The organism is Streptomyces sp. NPDC054975 (assembly GCF_053609105.1).
Window position 1 is genome coordinate 122,302 of sequence record NZ_JBSGWV010000002.1, and the last position, 18,718, is coordinate 141,019.

20 protein-coding genes and 1 riboswitch are annotated in these 18,718 nt (G+C 70.8%); of the genes, 9 read left to right on the plus strand and 11 right to left on the minus strand.

What is annotated here, in order from left to right; genetic code table 11:
* Positions 1 to 20: 20 nt before the first annotated feature.
* A complete protein-coding gene (gene otsB, locus ACWF79_RS02955; RefSeq protein WP_453726281.1) occupies positions 21 to 869 on the plus strand; it encodes a trehalose-phosphatase in 849 nt (282 codons plus the stop codon).
* On the opposite strand, the gene ACWF79_RS02960 is transcribed toward otsB, so the two are convergent.
* From ACWF79_RS02960 to ACWF79_RS02970, 3 genes are all read right to left on the minus strand, one after another.
* Positions 866 to 2,317 (minus strand): alpha,alpha-trehalose-phosphate synthase (UDP-forming), encoded by a 1,452-nt coding sequence (locus ACWF79_RS02960; RefSeq protein WP_453726282.1) that lies wholly within the window; start codon positions 2,315 to 2,317, stop codon positions 866 to 868. The genes otsB and ACWF79_RS02960 overlap by 4 nt on opposite strands.
* 65 nt (positions 2,318 to 2,382) lie before the next feature.
* The gene (locus ACWF79_RS02965; protein ID WP_453726283.1) at positions 2,383 to 4,173 is read right to left on the minus strand and encodes a DUF7927 domain-containing protein; all 1,791 of its coding nucleotides are present in this window, start codon (positions 4,171 to 4,173) and stop codon (positions 2,383 to 2,385) included.
* A 56-nt stretch (positions 4,174 to 4,229) separates the two neighbouring features.
* A complete protein-coding gene (locus ACWF79_RS02970) occupies positions 4,230 to 5,198 on the minus strand; it encodes a glucosyl-3-phosphoglycerate synthase (protein ID WP_453726579.1) in 969 nt (322 codons plus the stop codon).
* Between the two features lie 121 nt (positions 5,199 to 5,319).
* Positions 5,320 to 5,477, plus strand: a riboswitch (SAM riboswitch).
* Between ACWF79_RS02970 and thrC the strand changes: the two genes are divergently transcribed.
* The 6 genes from thrC (at position 5,471) to ACWF79_RS03000 (ending at position 10,828) form a co-directional block, all read left to right on the plus strand.
* Positions 5,471 to 6,787, plus strand: a complete 1,317-nt coding sequence (thrC, locus tag ACWF79_RS02975) for a threonine synthase (RefSeq protein WP_453726580.1) — start codon at positions 5,471 to 5,473, stop codon at positions 6,785 to 6,787. It overlaps the preceding riboswitch by 7 nt.
* A gap of 28 nt (positions 6,788 to 6,815) precedes the next feature.
* Complete coding sequence (locus tag ACWF79_RS02980) at positions 6,816 to 7,094, plus strand: MoaD/ThiS family protein (protein WP_315894685.1); 279 nt, start codon at positions 6,816 to 6,818, stop codon at positions 7,092 to 7,094.
* A gap of 445 nt (positions 7,095 to 7,539) precedes the next feature.
* Entirely contained in the window at positions 7,540 to 7,743 is a 204-nt protein-coding gene (locus tag ACWF79_RS02985; protein ID WP_005315736.1) for a cold-shock protein, read from the plus strand.
* A gap of 322 nt (positions 7,744 to 8,065) precedes the next feature.
* A complete protein-coding gene (gene groL, locus ACWF79_RS02990; protein WP_393492781.1) occupies positions 8,066 to 9,694 on the plus strand; it encodes a chaperonin GroEL in 1,629 nt (542 codons plus the stop codon).
* A gap of 121 nt (positions 9,695 to 9,815) precedes the next feature.
* Positions 9,816 to 10,283 carry an SRPBCC family protein gene (locus ACWF79_RS02995; RefSeq protein WP_453726284.1) on the plus strand — a complete coding sequence of 156 codons (468 nt, stop codon included), beginning with the start codon at positions 9,816 to 9,818 and terminating at the stop codon, positions 10,281 to 10,283.
* Positions 10,280 to 10,828 carry a GNAT family N-acetyltransferase gene (locus ACWF79_RS03000; RefSeq protein ID WP_453726285.1) on the plus strand — a complete coding sequence of 183 codons (549 nt, stop codon included), beginning with the start codon at positions 10,280 to 10,282 and terminating at the stop codon, positions 10,826 to 10,828. The genes ACWF79_RS02995 and ACWF79_RS03000 overlap by 4 nt, the downstream gene beginning before the upstream one ends.
* Positions 10,829 to 10,971: 143 nt before the next feature.
* Here ACWF79_RS03000 and ACWF79_RS03005 read toward each other — a convergent pair whose 3' ends face one another.
* The 3 genes from ACWF79_RS03005 to ACWF79_RS03015 form a co-directional block, all read right to left on the minus strand.
* Positions 10,972 to 11,400, minus strand: coding sequence for a hypothetical protein (locus ACWF79_RS03005; protein ID WP_453726581.1), 429 nt, complete (start codon positions 11,398 to 11,400; stop codon positions 10,972 to 10,974).
* A gap of 111 nt (positions 11,401 to 11,511) precedes the next feature.
* On the minus strand, positions 11,512 to 11,856 hold the full coding sequence (locus tag ACWF79_RS03010; protein WP_453726286.1) for a deoxyxylulose-5-phosphate synthase: 345 nt from the start codon (positions 11,854 to 11,856) through the stop codon (positions 11,512 to 11,514).
* Between the two features lie 4 nt (positions 11,857 to 11,860).
* Positions 11,861 to 12,694: an AraC family transcriptional regulator gene (locus ACWF79_RS03015; RefSeq protein ID WP_453726287.1), complete on the minus strand. Its 834-nt coding sequence runs from the start codon at positions 12,692 to 12,694 to the stop codon at positions 11,861 to 11,863.
* Between the two features lie 48 nt (positions 12,695 to 12,742).
* Here ACWF79_RS03015 and ACWF79_RS03020 point away from each other — a divergent pair, with 48 nt between their 5' ends.
* A complete protein-coding gene (locus ACWF79_RS03020; protein ID WP_453726288.1) occupies positions 12,743 to 13,186 on the plus strand; it encodes a DUF2000 family protein in 444 nt (147 codons plus the stop codon).
* On the opposite strand, the gene ACWF79_RS03025 is transcribed toward ACWF79_RS03020, so the two are convergent.
* The gene (locus tag ACWF79_RS03025; protein WP_453726289.1) at positions 13,161 to 14,216 is read right to left on the minus strand and encodes a GlxA family transcriptional regulator; all 1,056 of its coding nucleotides are present in this window, start codon (positions 14,214 to 14,216) and stop codon (positions 13,161 to 13,163) included. The two genes, ACWF79_RS03020 and ACWF79_RS03025, sit on opposite strands and share 26 nt — an antisense overlap.
* 115 nt (positions 14,217 to 14,331) lie before the next feature.
* Between ACWF79_RS03025 and ACWF79_RS03030 the strand changes: the two genes are divergently transcribed.
* The gene (locus tag ACWF79_RS03030) at positions 14,332 to 14,967 is read left to right on the plus strand and encodes a cysteine hydrolase family protein (protein WP_453726290.1); all 636 of its coding nucleotides are present in this window, start codon (positions 14,332 to 14,334) and stop codon (positions 14,965 to 14,967) included.
* Positions 14,968 to 15,144: 177 nt separating this feature from the next.
* On the opposite strand, the gene ACWF79_RS03035 is transcribed toward ACWF79_RS03030, so the two are convergent.
* From ACWF79_RS03035 to ACWF79_RS03050, 4 genes are all read right to left on the minus strand, one after another.
* Positions 15,145 to 15,963 (minus strand): hypothetical protein, encoded by an 819-nt coding sequence (locus ACWF79_RS03035; protein ID WP_453726291.1) that lies wholly within the window; start codon positions 15,961 to 15,963, stop codon positions 15,145 to 15,147.
* 813 nt (positions 15,964 to 16,776) lie between these two features.
* Positions 16,777 to 16,947, minus strand: coding sequence for a hypothetical protein (locus ACWF79_RS03040; RefSeq protein ID WP_453726292.1), 171 nt, complete (start codon positions 16,945 to 16,947; stop codon positions 16,777 to 16,779).
* A 666-nt stretch (positions 16,948 to 17,613) separates the two neighbouring features.
* Positions 17,614 to 17,883: a DUF397 domain-containing protein gene (locus ACWF79_RS03045; RefSeq protein ID WP_453726293.1), complete on the minus strand. Its 270-nt coding sequence runs from the start codon at positions 17,881 to 17,883 to the stop codon at positions 17,614 to 17,616.
* On the minus strand, positions 17,864 to 18,706 hold the full coding sequence (locus ACWF79_RS03050; protein WP_453726582.1) for a helix-turn-helix domain-containing protein: 843 nt from the start codon (positions 18,704 to 18,706) through the stop codon (positions 17,864 to 17,866). Before ACWF79_RS03050 ends, ACWF79_RS03045 begins: the two co-directional genes overlap by 20 nt.
* Positions 18,707 to 18,718 lie beyond the last annotated feature (12 nt).

Here is an 18,718-nt window from a genome sequence, read left to right on the forward strand (position 1 = left end):
CGCGTCGGTAGGGTCGTCGTATGGTCAGCAGCCTTCCGCACCCGACCACGTCCGCAGGCCGCGACGGCCTGGCCGCGCTTCTCGCCCGGCCGGAGAAAGCCGTCGTCGCCCTCGACTTCGACGGGACGCTCGCCGAGATCGTCCCCGACCCCGAACGGGCCCGGGCGCACCCCGGCGCCGTTCCCGCGCTCTCCGTCCTCGCGCCCCGGATCGCCTCGGTCGCGGTGGTGACCGGCCGCCCGGCGGGCGTGGCCGTGCGGTACGGCGGCTTCGCCGGCGTCCCCGGCCTGGAACACCTCGTCGTCCTCGGCCACTACGGCGCGGAGCGCTGGGACGCGGTCACCGGCACGGTCCAGTCCGCCGCCGTCCACCCGGGCGTGGCCGCCGTCCGGGCCGAGCTGCCCGGCTTCCTCGACGGCGTCGGGGCGTGGCCGGGCACCTGGATCGAGGAGAAGGGCCGCGCGGTCGCGGTCCACACCCGCCGCGCCGGCGACCCCCAGGCGGCCTTCGAGGCCCTCAAGGCCCCGCTCGCCGACCTCGCGGCCCGGCACGGCCTGGTCCTCGAACCGGGCCGCATGGTCCTCGAACTGCGTCCGCCGGGCATGGACAAGGGCGTGGCGCTCGCGGAGTACGTACGGGAGGTGGGCGCCGAGTCCGTCCTGTACGCGGGCGACGACCTGGGTGACCTGCCGGCCTTCGCGGCCGTGGAGAAGCTCCGCTCGAACGGCACCCCGGGCCTGCTGGTGTGCAGCGGCTCGTCGGAGGTCCAGGAACTCTCCGACCGCGCCGACCTGTCCGTCCCGGGACCGGCGGGCGTGGTCCGCTTCCTGACGGACCTGGCGGAGGCGGTACGGGAGGGGTCCGCCTAGGAAGCCGGCTCGCCGCCGCGCAGGGCGTTCAGCTGTTCCAGGAACCAGCGCTGGGGCGGCAGCGCCGTCGCGGCGGACGCCAGGCGTTTCGAGCGGTCCGCGCGCTCGGTGGCGGGCATCGTCAGGGCCTGGAGCAGGGCGCGCGCGGTCTCCGAGACGTCGTACGGGTTGACCGTCAGGGCGTCCTCGCGCAGCTCCTCGTACGCCCCGGCCCCCGTCGACAGCACCAGCGCGCACCCGGCCTCCGAGACCACCGGGATCTCCTTCGCCACCAGGTTCATCCCGTCGCGGACCGGGTTGATCAGCGCCACGTCCGCGAGCCGGTACGCGGCGAGGGAGCGCGGGAAGTCGTCCTTCACGGAGAGGAGGACCGGCTGCCACTCCGCGGTGCCGAACTCCGTGTTGATCTCCTCCGCCAGCTCCGCGACCGACGCCGTGTACGCGCGGTAGACCTCGAGGTCCTGGCGGGACGGGTAGGCAGAGGCCAGGTGGACGACCCTGCCCCGCCACTCCGGGTGCTCCTGGAGCAGCTCCCGGTACGCCAGCAGGCCACGGACGATGTTCTTCGACAGCTCCGTGCGGTCCACCCGCACGATCGTCTTCCGGTCGCCGACCTCGGCCCGCAGCGCGGCGAGCCGGTCGTCGACCTCGGGCCGGTGGGCCAGCGAACGGAGGTCGTCGCCGTCCACGCCCAGCGGGTAGGCGTGCACCCGGGTGCGGCGCGGCTCGCCGCCCGCCCTGCGGTGCTTCACCCCGCGCCAGGGGTCGTCGCCCTGCCAGACCCCTTCGGCCTCGCCCTGCTCGCCGTGGAGGTGCGCGCCGGTGATGAACGCCTGCGCCCATCCCCAGGTGTGGAAACCCAGCTCGTCCGCGCCGAGCATGCCCCACAGCAGCTCCTCGCGGATGTCCTCGGGCAGCATCCGCAGGTACTCCGGCAGCGCCCACGGCGTGTGCGTGAAGTGGCCGATCCGCAGGTCCGGCCGCAGCTCCCGCAGCATGCCCGGGGCCAGCGCCAGGTGGTAGTCCTGCACCAGGACCGCCGCGCCCTCGTCCGCGCCGGCCGCGAGCTCCTCGGCGAAGGCCCGGTTGTAGCTCCGGTACGACTCCCAGCGGCGGCGGAACTCCGCGTCGAAGACCGGCTCGCGCGGGATCTCGTACAGGTGGTGGTGGAGGAACCACAGCACCGAGTTCGCGATGCCGTTGTACGCGTCGGCGTACACCTCCGGGTCGATGTCCAGCATCCGCACGCCCGGCTCGGAGACCCCGCGCCGGACCGCCTCGCGGTCACCGTCCCCGAGGGCCGCGCACACCCACACGCTGTCCTCCGAGGAGACGGCGCTCAGCCCGGAGACGAGACCGCCCCCGCCGCGCCGGGCACTGAGCGTGCCGTCGGCGGCGAGGGCGTACGAGACCGGACCCCGGTTGGACGCCACGAGCACAGAAGCCATGTGGCGAACCTAGCCCGTGACGTAAACGCTCAAACGTACGTATACGACTCTGGCGAATCCTCGCCTCAGAGGTCGCGGTGTCCGCGCAGGGCTGCCTTCGCCACGAGACCGGTCGCGGCCAGCGCCAGGGCCAGTCCGCCGAGCAGCCACAGGCGCTCACCGCTCGATCCGGTTTCCGCCATCGAGCTGCCGGGGCCGTGCGGGGCCGGGCCCGGGCGCGGCTCATGGGTGGTGGGGGCCGGGGCCGGGGCGATCTCGGCCTCCGAGGGGGACGGAGACGCCGGGGCCGACGGCTTGGGGTCCACCGGGGCGGGCCGCGACGGCTTCGTCGGGGACGGGCTCTGCTTCGGCGGGTCGAGGACCCGTGACACCGCGCAGGCCGGGTCCTCACTGCCCTTTCCGCAGTTCGAGCGCGGCGACTGGACCTCGACGCCGCCCAGCAGCCTGCCGTCGCCGCGCACCCGGTCGTGGACCTTCACCGAGTACGTGACCGTCGCCGACTTCCCGGCCGGGATGTCTCCGACGAAGCCGATCTTCGACCTGCCGTACGTCACCTTCCCGAGCGTCGCCTTCGCGTCGCCGGTGTAGTCGGCGTCGCCCAGGGTGCTGGTCAGGTCGTCACTGAACGTGACCTTCGGGTAGTCCAACGCGCTGACGTTCTTCGCCGTGATCGTGTACGTGAGGGTGTCGCCCGGCTTCACCTTCGTCGGGCTCGCCGTCTTGGTGATCTCCAGGTCCGGCACCGGTACGGAGAAGGCGAGCCCCGAGGGCACGTACGTGTCGCCGGTCGTCGTGAACGTCAGGTCCGCCGAGCGCGCGCCCGCCGCGATGGCGCCGTCCGGGATGTCGAAGGCCTTCGCGTCGATGGACAGGTTGTTCGTCAGCTTCGGGGAGACGGCGCCGTCGTCCTCGCTGACGAAGAAGTTGTCTCTTTTGCCCGTGTGGCTCTCGGTGACGTTCCTGCCGTCGACGAGGAACGCGTCGCCGGGCGTGTTCCAGTCGCCCTCGTACGCCGTCACGCTCGCCCGCGCCCTGCCCGTCGACCGGTGGAAGCCGTCGACGGTGAGAGTGGTGGCGGGGGAGGTGGAGCGCTGGAGGACGTGGCCGCCGTAGACGTGGATGTCGCGGCGGTCGGGGGCGAAGGTCGGCTCGGGTCCCGGGAACGCGTAGACCACCGTCAGGGACCAGCCGGCCACACAGCCCTTGCCGTTCGGCGCCCAGACGTTGCCCACCGCGACCCGCGTGTCGATGCCGGTCACGCCCGCGAACGCGGCCGTGACGTCCGACTCGCCGGTGTAGTAGTGCGGGCCGGCGGTGTCCGCCGGGTCGGTCACCATGCTGTCGATCGAGACCGCCGTCGCGGGCCCGGCGCCGACCTTGAGGTGCGGCGCGGTCGTCGCGTGGTCGCCGGGCGAGGTCACCACGTCGGCGCCGGAGATGTCGCAGCGCTTCAGTTGCGCCCCGCTCGGCGCCCTGTACGTGCCGTCGTTGCCGCCCCAGAAGAGCCGGGCGTAGGCGACCTTCGCGCCGGCCGGGACCGCGACGTGGCCGGTGCTGGAGCCGAATCCGTCGGCCATGGACGCAGTGTTCACGCGCTCCATGACGAAGGTGTTGTTGTTGTCGCCGCCCTGCCCGGCGGCGGCGCTCGCGCAGCGCGCGGCCAGGTCGGCGGGGGCCCTGGGGCAGCCCATGACCGTGTTGCCGACGGTCGTGAAATCGCCGTACAGCGACGCGTCGTAGCGCTTGCCGAAGGGCTCCACCACGTCCGCGGCGGCCGGGCCTGCCGAGGCGAGGGAGAGCGGGAGCGAGCCGAGCGAACCGACGGCGAGGGCGAGCGCCGCCGACAACCTGGTCATTCGATATGAGAGCCGCATGAAACGGAAATGTAGGCAAAAAACACAATCATTCGACGCTACGCCACGCGGCGGTGCGCGTACTCCGCGATCTCGGCCATCGGCGGCCGCTCCTCGGTGTCCACCGCGTACGTGCGCGGCGTGAACCCCGCCTCGCCCCGCTCGAACTGCGTCAGCCGGGGCCGCACCAGGTGGCCGCGGGAGAGCCGCAGCTGCGCCGTTCGGTAGATCGCCGCCGCCATCCGGCCCAGCGCCTGCCCGTCCTGGTGCCGGTGCTTGCGGACCCCGACGTCCACCTGCGCGAGCGCGTCAAGGCCGACCGTGTGCAGCGCGTCCACGAGCAGGCCCAGCTCCACTCCGTAACCGACGGGGAACGGCAGCCGTTCGAGCAGCGAGCGCCGCGCCGCGTACTCGCCGCCCAGCGGCTGCACGAAACCGGCCAGCTGCGGCCAGTGCAGATTGAGCAGCGGCCGTGCCACCAGCTCGGTCACCCGGCCACCCTGACCTGGGGTCTTGCCGGGGGCGGGCCCGTCGAACTCCGGGCCCAGCGGGCGGTCGTACATCGCCTTCACGAAGTGCACGTCCGGGTCGGTGAGCAGCGGGCCGACGATCCCGGTGACGAAGTCCGCCGAGAAGTCCCGCAGGTCCGCGTCGACGAAGCAGACGATGTCACCCTCCGTCACCATCAGCGACCGCCAGAGCACCTCGCCCTTGCCGGGCACGGCCGGTATCCGGGGCAGGATCGCGTCCCGCGCCACCACCCGGGCCCCGGCAGCCGCCGCCACCTCCGCCGTACGGTCGGTGGAGCCGGAGTCGATCACCACCAGCTCGTCCACCAGCGGGACCGCCTCGGTCATCAGCTCGCGCCGGATCACGCCGACGATGTCGCCGACCGTCGCCTCCTCGTTCAGCGCGGGCAGCACGACGCTGACCGTCGTCCCGTGCTTGGCCGCGAGGACGCGGTCGAGCGGGCGGTCTGCCACGGACCAGGACCGCCGGCCGAGCCAGCGCTCCACTTCCTCCAGCAAGGTGATCTCCATCTCGCGGTTCGGACGACCATCTCAACCGTCCATGCCTTCGGTTACAGTCTTGAACAACGCGAACGCCCGATGCATGTCGGGGTGCCGTCCGCGTTCCACAACCGAATACCGCTCATCCAGAGGGGCAGAGGGAAACGGCCCGTTGAAGCCCCGGCAACCCTCCAGTCGGTCTCGTCCGCAGTCGCCGTCACTGCGCCCGCGAGGCTCCCGGCTAGGGAAGGTGCCAAATCCGTCTCATGGCGACGTTCGTCATGGGAAAGATGAGGAGAAAGGGCCTCGCCTCCATGGCTGTACAGACTGTTTCCACCGAAACCTCCCAGACCGTCGATCTCGGTCCCGCTTCCGGCCTTTCCTGTCGGGAATGCGGTGAGGTGTTCGCGCTCGGCCCGATCTTCGCCTGCGAGCTGTGTTTCGGCCCGCTCGAAGTCGCGTACGACCTTCCCACCGGCGACCCCGAGGCGCTGCGCAAGCAGATCGAGGCCGGCCCCGCCAACATCTGGCGCTACGCCCCGCTGCTGCCCGTCCCCGCCGACGTCGCCGACAAGCCGAACCTGAACCCGGGCTGGACCAAGCTCGTCCAGGCCGACAACCTCGGCCGCGAGCTCGGCGTCGAGCCCGGCAAGCTCTTCGTCAAGGACGACTCCGGCAACCCGACGCACTCCTTCAAGGACCGCGTCGTCGCCCAGGCCCTGGAGGCCGCCCGCGCCTTCGGCTTCACCACCCTCTCCTGCTCCTCCACCGGCAACCTGGCCGGCGCCGTCGGCGCCGCCGCCGCCCGTGCCGGCTTCCGCTCGTGCGTGTTCATCCCGCACGACCTGGAGCAGGGCAAGGTCGTCATGGCCGCCGTCTACGGCGGTGAGCTCGTCGGCATCGAGGGCAACTACGACGACGTCAACCGCTTCTGCTCCGAGCTCATCGGCGACCCGCTGGGCGAGGGCTGGGGCTTCGTCAACGTCAACCTGCGCCCGTACTACGGCGAGGGCTCCAAGACGCTCGCGTACGAGATCTGCGAGCAGCTCGGCTGGGTCATCCCCGACCAGCTCGTGATCCCGATCGCCTCCGGCTCGCAGCTCACCAAGATCGACAAGGGGCTGCAGGAGCTCATCAAGCTGGGCCTGGTCGAGGACAAGCCGTACAAGATCTTCGGCGCACAGGCCGAGGGCTGCTCGCCGGTGTCGGCGGCCTTCAAGGCCGGTCACGACGTCGTACGGCCCCAGAAGCCGAACACCATCGCCAAGTCGCTCGCCATCGGCAACCCGGCCGACGGCCCGTACGTCCTCGACATCGCGCGCCGCACGGGCGGCGCGGTGGAGGACGTCAACGACGAGCAGGTCGTCGAGGCGATCAAGATCCTGGCCCGGACCGAGGGCATCTTCGCCGAGACGGCGGGCGGCGTGACGGTCGGCGTGACGAAGAAGCTGATCGAGGCCGGCCTCATCGACCCCAGCCTGACCACCGTCGTGCTCAACACGGGCGACGGCCTCAAGACCCTGGACGCGGTCGCCGATACCTCGCAGGCGACCGCCACCATCCGCCCGAGCCTCGACGCGTTCCGCGACGCCGGCCTGGCCCACTGACCCCCCTCGTCACGGAAGGCAGCACCACATGAGCGTCAAGGTCCGTATCCCCACCATCCTCCGCACCTACACGGGCGGCCAGGCCGAGGTTCCGGCGGAGGGCGCGACCCTGTCCGAGGTCATCGCCGACCTGGAGAAGAACCACGCGGGCATCGCCGCGCGCGTCCTGGACGACCAGGGCAAGCTGCGCCGCTTCGTGAACGTCTACGTCAACGACGACGACGTCCGCTTCGAGCAGGGCCTGGAGACGGCGACGCCGGACGGCGCGGGCGTCTCGATCATCCCGGCGGTCGCAGGCGGCTGCTGAGCCTCGCCGGCTTCGCCGGCTTCCCGGCCTCGCCGCCGGCCCCTGGGATTACCCGCAGTAATCGAATTGCCCCCTCCGCGCGAGAAGCGGAGGGGGCAATTCTGCATGGTTGAGCGCGGTAGAGTTGGGGAAGTCCCCCCGGCTCCACTCCGCCGCTCCGTGCCAGGCGCATATGAGAATGCGCCCGCACGCGACAAGAAGTCGCCAAAGTGCGCGCACGTTGTGTACCTTCTGCCACGCTTTGCCGGGCCCGACTTGCCCCGGAATTCAGCAATTCCTCCGGAATTCTCCTTTACGCCGTGCCCAGAATTCTCGCCCGATTGACCTGTTGCAGAGGGCAGTTGGGCAGATACATTCAGCCGCGGTCGACGCGTTCCGGCGCAGGGTCTGACCCGGGTCCGCGAAGTGCGGTCCCGCGCAAGGGCCAGTAATAGGGGAGTTAGGCATGGCTCAGGGCACCGTCAAGTGGTTCAACGCGGAGAAGGGCTACGGCTTCATCGCGGTCGACGGTGGTGCGGATGTATTCGTCCACTACAGCGCGATCCAGATGGACGGATACCGCACCCTCGAAGAGGGTCAGCGGGTCGAGTTCGAGATCTCGCAGGGCCAGAAGGGTCCGCAGGCGGACATGGTCAAGCTCGCCGTCTGAGTACGGCGCGATCGGCCACCACGTACGCACTCACGCGTTTCTCACGCCGAGGGGTCCGCATCCTGACCAGGATGCGGACCCCTCGTGCGTGCGCGGGTGCCCATGCCCGGTCTTCCGATCTGTGGGAGTCGCTTGCACTCGCATGGGCCGAGTGCTAATCATTGGCGTTAGCACTCTGAAGGTGAGAGTGCTTACGAGGATCGGGCAGACGAGGTCCGTGGCCAGGTGGGGCAAGGAACCATCGGGGTCGCAGGCCGTCCGTCGCGGGCGTCGGCGCGGTCCTGGAGCGTTATCCACCCCATGTCCGGGAGGACCACTTCACATGGCCAAGATCATCGCGTTCGACGAGGAGGCACGGCGCGGTCTCGAGCGCGGGATGAACCAGCTCGCCGACGCCGTCAAGGTCACCCTTGGCCCCAAGGGCCGGAACGTCGTCCTCGAGAAGAAGTGGGGCGCCCCCACGATCACCAACGATGGTGTGTCCATCGCCAAGGAGATCGAGCTCGAGGACCCGTACGAGAAGATCGGCGCCGAGCTGGTCAAGGAAGTCGCCAAGAAGACGGACGACGTCGCCGGTGACGGTACGACCACCGCGACCGTCCTCGCCCAGGCGCTCGTCCGCGAGGGCCTGCGCAACGTGGCGGCCGGCGCCAACCCGATGGCCCTCAAGCGCGGCATCGAGAAGGCCGTCGAGGCCGTCTCCGGCGCCCTGCTGGAGCAGGCGAAGGATGTCGAGACCAAGGAGCAGATCGCTTCCACGGCCTCCATCTCCGCCGCCGACACCCAGATCGGCGAGCTCATCGCCGAGGCGATGGACAAGGTCGGCAAGGAAGGCGTCATCACCGTCGAGGAGTCCCAGACCTTCGGTCTGGAGCTGGAGCTCACCGAGGGTATGCGCTTCGACAAGGGCTACATCTCGGCGTACTTCGCCACCGACATGGAGCGTATGGAGGCGTCCCTGGACGACCCGTACCTCCTGATCGTCAACTCCAAGATCTCCTCCGTGAAGGACCTGCTCCCGCTGCTGGAGAAGGTCATGCAGTCGGGCAAGCCGCTGCTGATCATCGCCGAGGACGTCGAGGGCGAGGCCCTGTCGACCCTGGTCGTCAACAAGATCCGCGGCACCTTCAAGTCCGTCGCGGTCAAGGCTCCGGGCTTCGGCGACCGTCGCAAGGCCATGCTGAACGACATCGCCATCCTCACGGGCGGCACGGTCATCTCCGAGGAGGTCGGCCTCAAGCTCGAGAACGCGGGCCTGGACCTGCTGGGCCGCGCCCGCAAGGTCGTCATCACCAAGGACGAGACCACGATCGTCGACGGTGCCGGTGACAGCGACCAGGTCGCCGGTCGCGTCAACCAGATCCGCGCCGAGATCGAGAACTCCGACTCGGACTACGACCGCGAGAAGCTGCAGGAGCGCCTGGCGAAGCTCGCCGGCGGTGTTGCGGTCATCAAGGCCGGTGCCGCGACCGAGGTCGAGCTCAAGGAGCGCAAGCACCGCATCGAGGACGCCGTTCGCAACGCGAAGGCGGCCGTCGAGGAGGGCATCGTCGCCGGTGGTGGCGTGGCCCTGCTCCAGGCCTCCAACGTCTTCGAGAAGCTCGAGGCCGACCTGTCCGGCGACGAGGCCACCGGTGCCGCGATCGTGAAGCTGGCCCTGGAGGCCCCGCTGAAGCAGATCGCCGTCAACGCCGGCCTCGAGGGCGGCGTCGTGGCGGAGAAGGTCCGCAACCTGCCCGTCGGCCACGGCCTGAACGCCGCGACCAACGAGTACGTGGACCTCATCGCCGAGGGCATCATCGACCCGGCGAAGGTGACGCGCTCCGCGCTGCAGAACGCGGCCTCCATCGCCGCGCTGTTCCTGACCACCGAGGCCGTCATCGCCGACAAGCCCGAGAAGGCCGGCGCGGCCGCCCCGGGTGGCATGCCGGGCGGTGACATGGACTTCTGATCCGTCAGGATCGGTAGTTCCTCGCTGTACGCGACCGAGGGCGGCACTCCCTGTTGGGGGTGCCGCCCTCGGGCGTTCGGGGTGATGCTGGGAGGAGAGCCCCGACAGGCGGGAGCGCGCCATGGTCACGCTGCTGACGACACCGACGGACCGCGAGCTGGTGATCACCCGCACCTTCGACGCGCCGCCCGCCCGCGTCTGGGAGGCGTGGACCCGTCCCGAGCACGTCCGGCAGTGGTACGGCGTGGCCGCGATGCCCACGACCGTCTGCGACATCGACCTCAGGGTCGGCGGCGCGTGGCGGTGGGGCCAGAAGGCGCCCGACGGCCGGGAGATCGTCTTCTCCGGCACGTACCAGGAGATCATCCCGAACGAGCGCCTTGTCTACACCGAGGTCTTCGAGCTGATGCCGGGCCCGCCCGTCCATGTCGTCCTCACCTTCGACGACACCCCGGACGGCGGCACGGCGCTGACGAGTACGTCGCTCTGGCCGTCGACGGAGATCCGCGACCAGGCGCTGGCGACGGGCATGGAGGCCGGGGTCAAGGAGGAGTACGACCGTCTCGCGGTGTACCTGGAGATGATGTGAGCCTGGTCGTGCCGCGGCTCGCGGCGGGCGCGTACGAGCTGCGCGGGTGGGAGCGGGCGGACCTGCCGCTCGTGGAGGAGGCGTCGACCGACCCGTACATCCCGCTGACCACCACGGTCCCTCCGGTGTACTCGGACAGCGAGGGCGAGGCGTTCCTGTGGCGGCAGCAGGCCCGCGCGGAGACGGGCGCGGGGTACTCCTTCGTGGTCGTCCGCCGCCGCGACGACCGGCCGGTCGGCATGATCGGCCTCTGGCTCCGCGACCTCCCGGAGGGCCGGGCGACCTTCGGCTACTGGATCGTCCCCTCCTGCCGGGGCGAGGGCGCCGCGGCGGCGGCGCTGACGGCGGTAAGCGCGTGGGCCTTGGGCGAACTGGGCATTCCCCGGCTCCAGTTGCTCGTCGAACCGTGGAACGAGGCCTCGGCCCGGACGGCCGAGCGGGCCGGGTTCGTACGGGAGGGACTGCTGCGGTCCTGGCAGGAGGTGGGCGGCGAACGGCGGGACATGGTGATGTACGGGCGGGTGCGCGCGGGTGGGGCTCGGTAGGGGCCGGTGGCTCGGGAGCGAGTAGCTAGGGGGTGTCTTCAGCTGCGCGGGCGGGTTCTGAGGCTCGAAGCCCGGAGCTTGGGCTTCGGGTCCACCGGTCTGGTCGGTCCGGGCGACTCGAAGCCCGTAGCTCGGGCCGCGGATCAGCCGGTCTGGTCGGTCCTGGCGCCCGGGCGCATCGCGAAGGCGGACCACAGGGCCGCCACCAGCAGTGCGGCGGTCGCCATCGCCGCCAGTTCGGCCACCTCCGGCCGCCATCCGAGGGAGAGCCGGGTGCCCAGGAAGGTCAGCGCGACCGTGATCCGTCCGGGGCCGTAGACCGGGACCCTGGCGGCCGCCGTCCGCAGTACCGCTGCCGTCGCCACGCCGATCGCCGCCCAGGCGACCAGGTACGGCCAGACCGCCCCCGGGGCGGCCGGCGGCAGCCCGTACTGGTCGGGCCCGAGGCGGAACAGGGACCCGGCCCACCCCAGCCCGACCCCGAGCGCGGCGACACCCGCCACCCACAAGGCGTGGCGCCACAACGGGCCGGGGGCGAGGGGCTCTTCGTATTCAGGGCTGTCCACGTACATGTCGGGAGATTCGATCACGCCCAATTGGACGTGAACGGGCGAGCGCGCGTTGCCTCACGAGCGAGCGTTCATCGGGACCGGGGCGTCTTGATCCCTCTCGCCGCATGGGCCTTACGGCAGTTCGGGGCGGACCAGCGCGCGGACGAAGGGCTCACCCGTCCTCCGGGCGTACGCCATCCGCTCCCGGACCTCGCTCAGTGTCCGGGGCCGGTATCCCGGGCCGCCGCAGCAGCTCTTGTGGAACCGTACGCCCGCGTGGAGCAGCACCGAGAGCGTGCGCCAGGCCGCCGTGTCGCGGCGGCGGGGCGGGGCGAAGGCGGAGCCGACGTGGACCAGGGTCCCCGCGCAGCGCGGGCAGCGACGGTTGTCGCGACTGTCCTGGTCGCCGAAGGGCTGCTTGTACGAGGCCCGGCAGGGCAGGCAGACGAACGAGGTCTTGGCGTGGGAGCCGTACATGCCGTCAGGGTAGGCGCCGGTGCGTGGTGTGCTCCAGGGAATACCTGGCGCCTGCCGTGGTCGCGAACTTTCCCGGAGTCGTGCCCACGTGGCGTTTGAAGTGGCGTGTCAGGTGCGGCTGGTCGTAGAAGCCTGTCGTTGTGGCCACTTCTGCCGGGGGGTGGCCGGCCAGGAGGAGGCGGCGGGCCTGGGCGATGCGGCGGGACATCACGTACTGGTGCGGGGCGATGCCGAAGCTCGTGGTGAACGCCCGTACCAGGTGGGTGGGGTGGGCGTGGAGCTGCTGTGCCGCTTGGGCCAGGGTGATGTTGTCCAGGAGGCGTTCGTCCAGGAGGTCCCTGAGCGTGTGCGCCACGCCCCGTGACGGCGGCTCGGGCGTGACGCGCGGGCGCAGGTGGGTGCGGAGGCGGTCGGCGATCAGCGCCAGGCGGCACTCCGCCTCCAGTTCGTCGCCCTTGTGCGTCAGCGCCGCGTGGAGTTGTGCCACCCGGACCCGCAGGAGGGGGTCCGCGAGGTCCGGGGTGTCGACCGCCGGGCCGATGAAGCTCTCGTCCAGTTGGGGCAGGTCCAGGTAGAGGACCCGTTTGCGGAAGCCGTCCGCCGTGGCCGGGGAACCGTTGTGCGCGACATGGGGTGGGAGCAGCGTCACCGTGTCGTGCGGGGTTCCGTGCTCGCGGCGGTCGAGGTCGTAGCGGACCGCGCCGTCGTCCACGATCAGCAGCGTCCACACGTCGTGGACGTGCATCGGGTACGCGTGCTCGGTGAAGTGGGCGTGGAAGACCTCCACGACCCCCGGGACCGCCGGGCGCCACGCGGACACCGATTCACGCGCGACCATGCCAAGAACGTACAAGAACCGTCGGGGCGCGAGCGGCAGTCTCAGGGTATGAACAACGCGAGCGAACCCGAGAACCCGACCGTGCGTTTCGACACCAAGATCGCCGTCCTGCTCCGCGAGGACCTGGAGACCTGGCAGCGGCTGAACGTCACCGCGTTCCTGGTCAGCGGGCTGGGCTCCGAGCTGCCGGAGGTGATCGGGGAGCCGTACGCGGACGCCGACGGCGTCCCCTACCTGCCGATGTTCCGCCAGCCCGTCCTCGTCTTCCAGGGGGCGAAGGAGACGCTGACCGCCGCGCACGGCCGCGCCCTCTCCCGCTCGCTGCCCCGCTCGGTCTTCACGGCCGATCTGTTCGCCACCGGCAACGACCGGGACAACCGCGCGGCGGTACGGGCGGTGCCGACGGGCCAGCTGGATGTGGTGGGCCTTGCGGTGTACGGGCCGCGCAACGCCGTCGACAAGGTGTTCAAGGGTGCCCGGATGCACCCGTAGGGGCCGTGCCGGGCGCCGGGGCCGTCCTGGGGTCCGCCCCGGGGACCGTACGGAAGCGGCGGCGGTAGTCGGTCGGGGTCGTGTCGAGTCTTCTGCGGAACGCCCGGATCAGGGTGTCCGTCGTGCCGAAACCACAGGTGGACGCGATGCGTTCGAGGGTGTCGTCCGTCGTTTCGAGGGTGGCACGCGCCCGCTCGACGCGGGCCGCCTCGACGTAGACGCCCGGAGTCATGCCGAGTTCCTCCTTGAAGATGCGGGTGAGCTGGCGGCTGCTGACGTGGGCGTACGCGGCGAGGTCGTCGACCGTGAGGGGTTCGGCGAGGTTCCGGGTGATGTGGTGGCGGAGGTCCTCGACGCGCCGGGTCGTGGAGACCGGTTCGAGCGGGACGCTGAACTGGCTCTGGCCGCTTGGGCGCTTGAGGTACATGACCAGCTGGCGGGCGACGCGGAGCGCGACGGTCTTGCCGAAGTCCTCGGCGACGAGGGCGAGCGACAGGTCGAGGCAGGCGCTGATCCCGGCGCCGGTCCACACGTCGTCCTCGCGGATGAAGATCGGGTCGGCGTCGACCTCGACCAGCGGGTGTTCGGCGGCGAGCTGCCGCGCGGTCGACCAGTGGGTGGTGGCGCGCTTGCCGTCGAGCAGCCCGGCGGCGGCGAGGATGTGCGCGCCGACGCAGACGGACGTGATGCGGCGCGTCCGCCCGGCGAGCGTCCGCACCCGGTCGACGACCTCCGGGTCGGCGAGGGCGCGGACGCGGCGCCGGCCGTCGGCCTCGGGTTCCGTCTCGACGGAGCCCGGTACGAGGAGGGTGTCGATGCGCCGGGTGGCGGCCTCGTCGAAGGTGACGTCCGGGAGGATCCGTACGCCGGCGGAGGTGGTGACGGGGTCCATGGTCTCGGCGGCGAGGAGGACGCGGTAGCCGGACGCTCCGTCCGTCTCGCGGCGCAGGAGCGAGAAGACCTCGGGGGGTCCGGTGACGTCGAGGAGGTCGACGCCGTCGAAGAGGACGATGACGACGAGGCGTTCCATCGGGCGGCTCCTTTCGGCGTGTCCGTTTCTGCAAGTTGGCTGACATTGCCGACGTGTTGGGGGCGGCCATAGCGTTTCAGACGTAGCGAGAACCGCCGAACAAGGGGTCACTTCCATGGGTACGACCGCGTCCACGACCGCGTCCACGACCGCGTCCTTCCGCGCCTCCACGACTCTGCGTGAGCTGAACGGCTTCGACGAGACGCCCGGGTCGCTCGCCGACGCGACGCTGATCCTGGTCGACTACCAGAACACGTACACGCGCGGTGTGATGGAGCTGGACGGCTGGCAGCCCGCGCTGGACGCGGCCGCCGCGCTGCTCGGGCGGGCCCGGGAGGCGGGCGCCACCGTGATCCACGTCGTCAACGACGGCGGCGAGGGAACCCCGTACGACATCCGGGCGGAGATCGGCGCGATCCACCCGAGCGTCGCGCCCGTCGAGGGCGAGACGGTGGTCGTGAAGCAGGTCCCGAACGCCTTCGTCGGGACGGACCTGGCCGAGCACGTCGACGCCGCCGGTCACAAGGACGTCGTCATCGCCGGGTTCATGACCCACATGTGCGTGACGTTCACCGCCGAGGGCGCGTTCCTGCGCGGAAACCGTCCCACCGTCGTCGCCGACGCGTGCGCGACGCGCCCGCTGCGGACGGCGGTCGCCGGGGTCTCCGCCGAGCGGCTCCACCACGGCGCGCTGGCGACGATCGGGGACCTGTACGGGGTCGTGGTCGCGTCGGGGTCGGACCTGGGCTGAGCTGGGCTGGGCTGTACTGGGCTGAGCGGGCTGGGTTGAGCTGGGCTGGGCTGTACTGGGCTGAGCGGGCTGGGTTGAGCTGGGCTGGGCTGGGCTGAGCGGGCTGGGTTGAGCTGGGCTGGGCTGACCGGGCCGTCGGGTTTTTCGCAGCTGAAGGGCCTCGACGTCCCGCTCGTCTCAGTTGGCGTGGTCCTTGAGCTTTTCGCGGGCGCGGATGGCCGCCGCGTGGGCGCGGACTCGGGCGGCGGGGAGGACGGCGGTGCGGCGGGTGGGCGGGGGTTCGCCTTTGCAGGGGCCGCATTCGCCCTCCCGGAGGAGGTCGGCGTAGGTCGGCGCGCCGCACTTGGCGCACTCCAGGAGACGGAGGGGTGGTCGGTCCCGGCGGATCGGCTCCGGGGGGAGCTTCGTCGTCAGGCGCTTGCGGGCGAGGGCCGCCGGGTGGTGGACGGGGGTCGGGAGGCCGGTGGTGAGGGCGCGCGTGACGTCGTCCTCGGTGGCGTCCCGGACGAACCACTCGTTGACCAGGGGCGCGAGGGCCTGGCACTCCGCGTGGGAGAGGGACATCGCGGAGTTCGTACGGCCGAGGGCGGCCAGGAGGATGTACGCGCGGGAGCGGGTGGGCTTCTCCTTCGGCACGTCTCCGCGCTGGAACGCGGACCACCAGGCGTCGTCACGTGCCGTACGGGACCACCACGTTCGGGTGATCCAGAGGCCGTCGAGGCACTCGCGTCCACGGCGCAGATGACCGGCCCGTGTGATGCGGGTGAGGGCGGTGCGTAGCGCGCACTGACCGTAGGCGAGGTGCTTGGCCAGCGTCTTCACGGAGATGTCGCTGCCGTCGGCGAGCCGGTCGATGTAGGCGGCGATGGCGGCTTCGCGGGGCGGGAGGTGCGCGAAGTCGGTTTCGGTACGGGGTTGTTCGTACGGCGCGGCGCGCTTGCCGTAGCCGGGGTTGGCGAGGGGGTGGGGCTCAGCACTAAACTCGGCGTCAGCCATGGATCGAACTTTCTGGTTTGTCGATCTGGTTGGTGAGGCCCTCGCAGGTGTTGGAGCACCGGCGGGGGCCGTTCTTATGTCTTATGGACGTGTTCACTCACCGTAGAGGCATATGACGCTGGGTGGCAAGTTGCTCGCGGAGAGTCAACTCGGGGGGTGGGTGGGCGGGTTGATTACCGGACCCGTACCCCTTCCGTAGAACAGCGCTCGAAGCTCGGAGCTTGAGCTTCGGGTCTCTGAGGGGGTCGTGGCAGGGGCCCTCGCGGGCTTCTGGTTCGGCCGCCCTCGTCTTGAGTGTGGCAACCTCCGGCGGTGCGCCAAGGGCGCTCCCTGCGGTCGCGTCGGCTGCGCCGATTCCGCTCCGCTCCACCCTTGACCCACCACCTCCGGTCGCCGGTTCTCTACTCGGGGGCAGCCTGGGGGCGTGGCCACGGGACAGACCGGGGATCGCTGCGGTGGCGTGACTGGCCTGCGGCCCGGTGGGTGGGGGGCCGGGTATCGCTCCGGTGGCGTGGGGTTCACCCGCCCGGTGGGTGCGGGCTCGGTTTGCGGCGGGGGTGGGGGAGTTGGTGCGGGTTGAGTGGGGTGCGCGGCAGTGGAATGGGGCGGTGGCGGCACCGGCTCAGCGGCGGACGGTCGTCGTGGGGCCGGGACTCATGCCCCGCCGGTGACTGTCCGGTGGGTGGCGGGGCTCCGAGCGCGCCTTGTAGCCGTAGGTGCAACGTACTCGCGGTAACGCTCTGGGCATATCGGACATGGAGCGGTGATTCGGCGCTTGGAGGGGGAATTGGGCGACGTTAGGTGTGTCCGCGGCTATCCCATCGACAGAGTGCGCAGAGGTCTGCCGGTCTCGGGGTCGAGGTCGATGAGGTGGACCTGAACTTCTTCGGTCGGGTCACCGGTGACGAGGCGTATCCGGTCGGGGCCTGCCCACGACGCTTCGTGCAGGCCGTTGGTGTAGTCGTCGCCGTTGAAGTAACCCACCTTCCAGCGGCGTTGGGCCGGGCCCCAGTCCTCGTCGACGTAGACCCACCAGACGGGTCGATCATCGCCGATCCCTCTTCGATCACGAGGTGTCGGTTTGGGTGGCTGGGAGCCGTTCTGTCCGACGTCTCCGAAGGGGTGGAAGCGAGGAGGAAGAAGGGCATCACCGCGAAGAGCGCGAGGCCGGCCCGGCGAGGGAGACGAGTGCCGCCGCCAGCACAAGGTCGCGTGCGCGCTTCCGAGGGTGCCGTGCCGTCGTCTCCACGGTGATCCTTGCTGTTGGCCGGTCGGGACACGTGAGTGTGGCGCACTCCCACCGGGCGGATACCAGCGGGGCATGAGTCCGGGCCCGACGACGGCCGTCCGCCGCTGAGCCGGTGCCGCCACCACCCCATTCCACTGCCGCGAACCTCACCACCCGACCCGCACCAACTCCCGCGCTCACGCCGCAAACCGAGCCCCCACCCACCGGGCACAGGGGGCCCGCCCGGCCGGAGCGATACCCGGACCCCCACCCCACCGGGCCGCAGGCCGCCCCGCCACACTCGGAGAGAGGGCGGCCCCGCCAGAGGCTCACGGGGGTGGTCAGCACTGGGGCCGGCGGAGACCAACCGGGGGGCGCGCTCGGGATGCGCGTGCCGGTTGGCCCCGACGTACGGGCTTCGTTCAGTGCCGTTCTGCGACGCCCTCGATGAACCTGGCCCAGGCGGCCGTCCGAAACGCGAGCTTCGGGCCGTCGGGGTTCTTGGAGTCACGGACGGGGACGATGCCGGGGTGGTCGTCGGAGACCTCCAGGCAGTTGCCGCCGTCGCCGCCGCTGTACGAGGACTTGCGCCAGGTGGCGACCTCGACGCAGTCGCCGCCGCTGGCCCCGCTGTAGCTGGACTTGAACCAGACAGCCGTGCTCAGATCGTACTCAGGAGGGGTGATCTTCATGGGTGAAATCCTCCACCACGGACTCGATCAGGGCTAGGGAATCTCGGGGCGACAACGCGGCGGCGACAACAAGGTCGTAGGTGAGAGTGTGGCGCGCGACGGTAGCCGGATCGTCCTCCAGGCGGCCCGATACGTGGCCCTGCAGGTACGCCAGGGGAGGGGCGTCCTCGAAGGACATCAGCTTGACCGGGCCGTCGAGTGACGCGTGGGCCCCTGCCATGAACGGGAGCACCTGCACAACTACCCTGTGGCTCCGCGCGAGTGTTGCCACATGGCCCAGTGCCTCGGCCATGACCGCAGCTCCGCCCACCTTCTGGCGCACCACCGCTTCTCCCAGCACCACCCACAACAACGGCCCGGTTGCGTTGTCCAGCAATCGGCCACGAGCCAGTCTGGCCGCCACCAGTTCATCGATCACCCCCTTCGCGGCCGTCGGCTGATACGCCCGGAACACCTCAGTGGCGTAAGCCGGCGTCTGCAACAAGCCCGGGATCAGCAGCGGCTCGAACTCCTTGATCACCGTAGCCACGGCCTCCGCCTCCGCCGCCTCCGCGAAGTGGTCCGGGTACTTGGACTTGTTCGCCGCCGCGCAGTTCCGCGTGAAGAAGCCGCCGGTCCCCAACACCTCGTCCAGTTGGGACGCGATCTCCGGCCGGATCCGTCTCGTACCCGCCTCCATCTGGCCGATGTACGAGCCGCTCACGAAGAGCAATTCGCCCAGCGCCTCCTGGCTCAGGCCCTTCCGTTCCCGTGCGTGGCGCAGTTCCGCGCCGATTATCGCTCTGGGTGAGGTCGACGGGTCTGGCTTCCGCTGTCCGGCCATGGCCATGGTCAT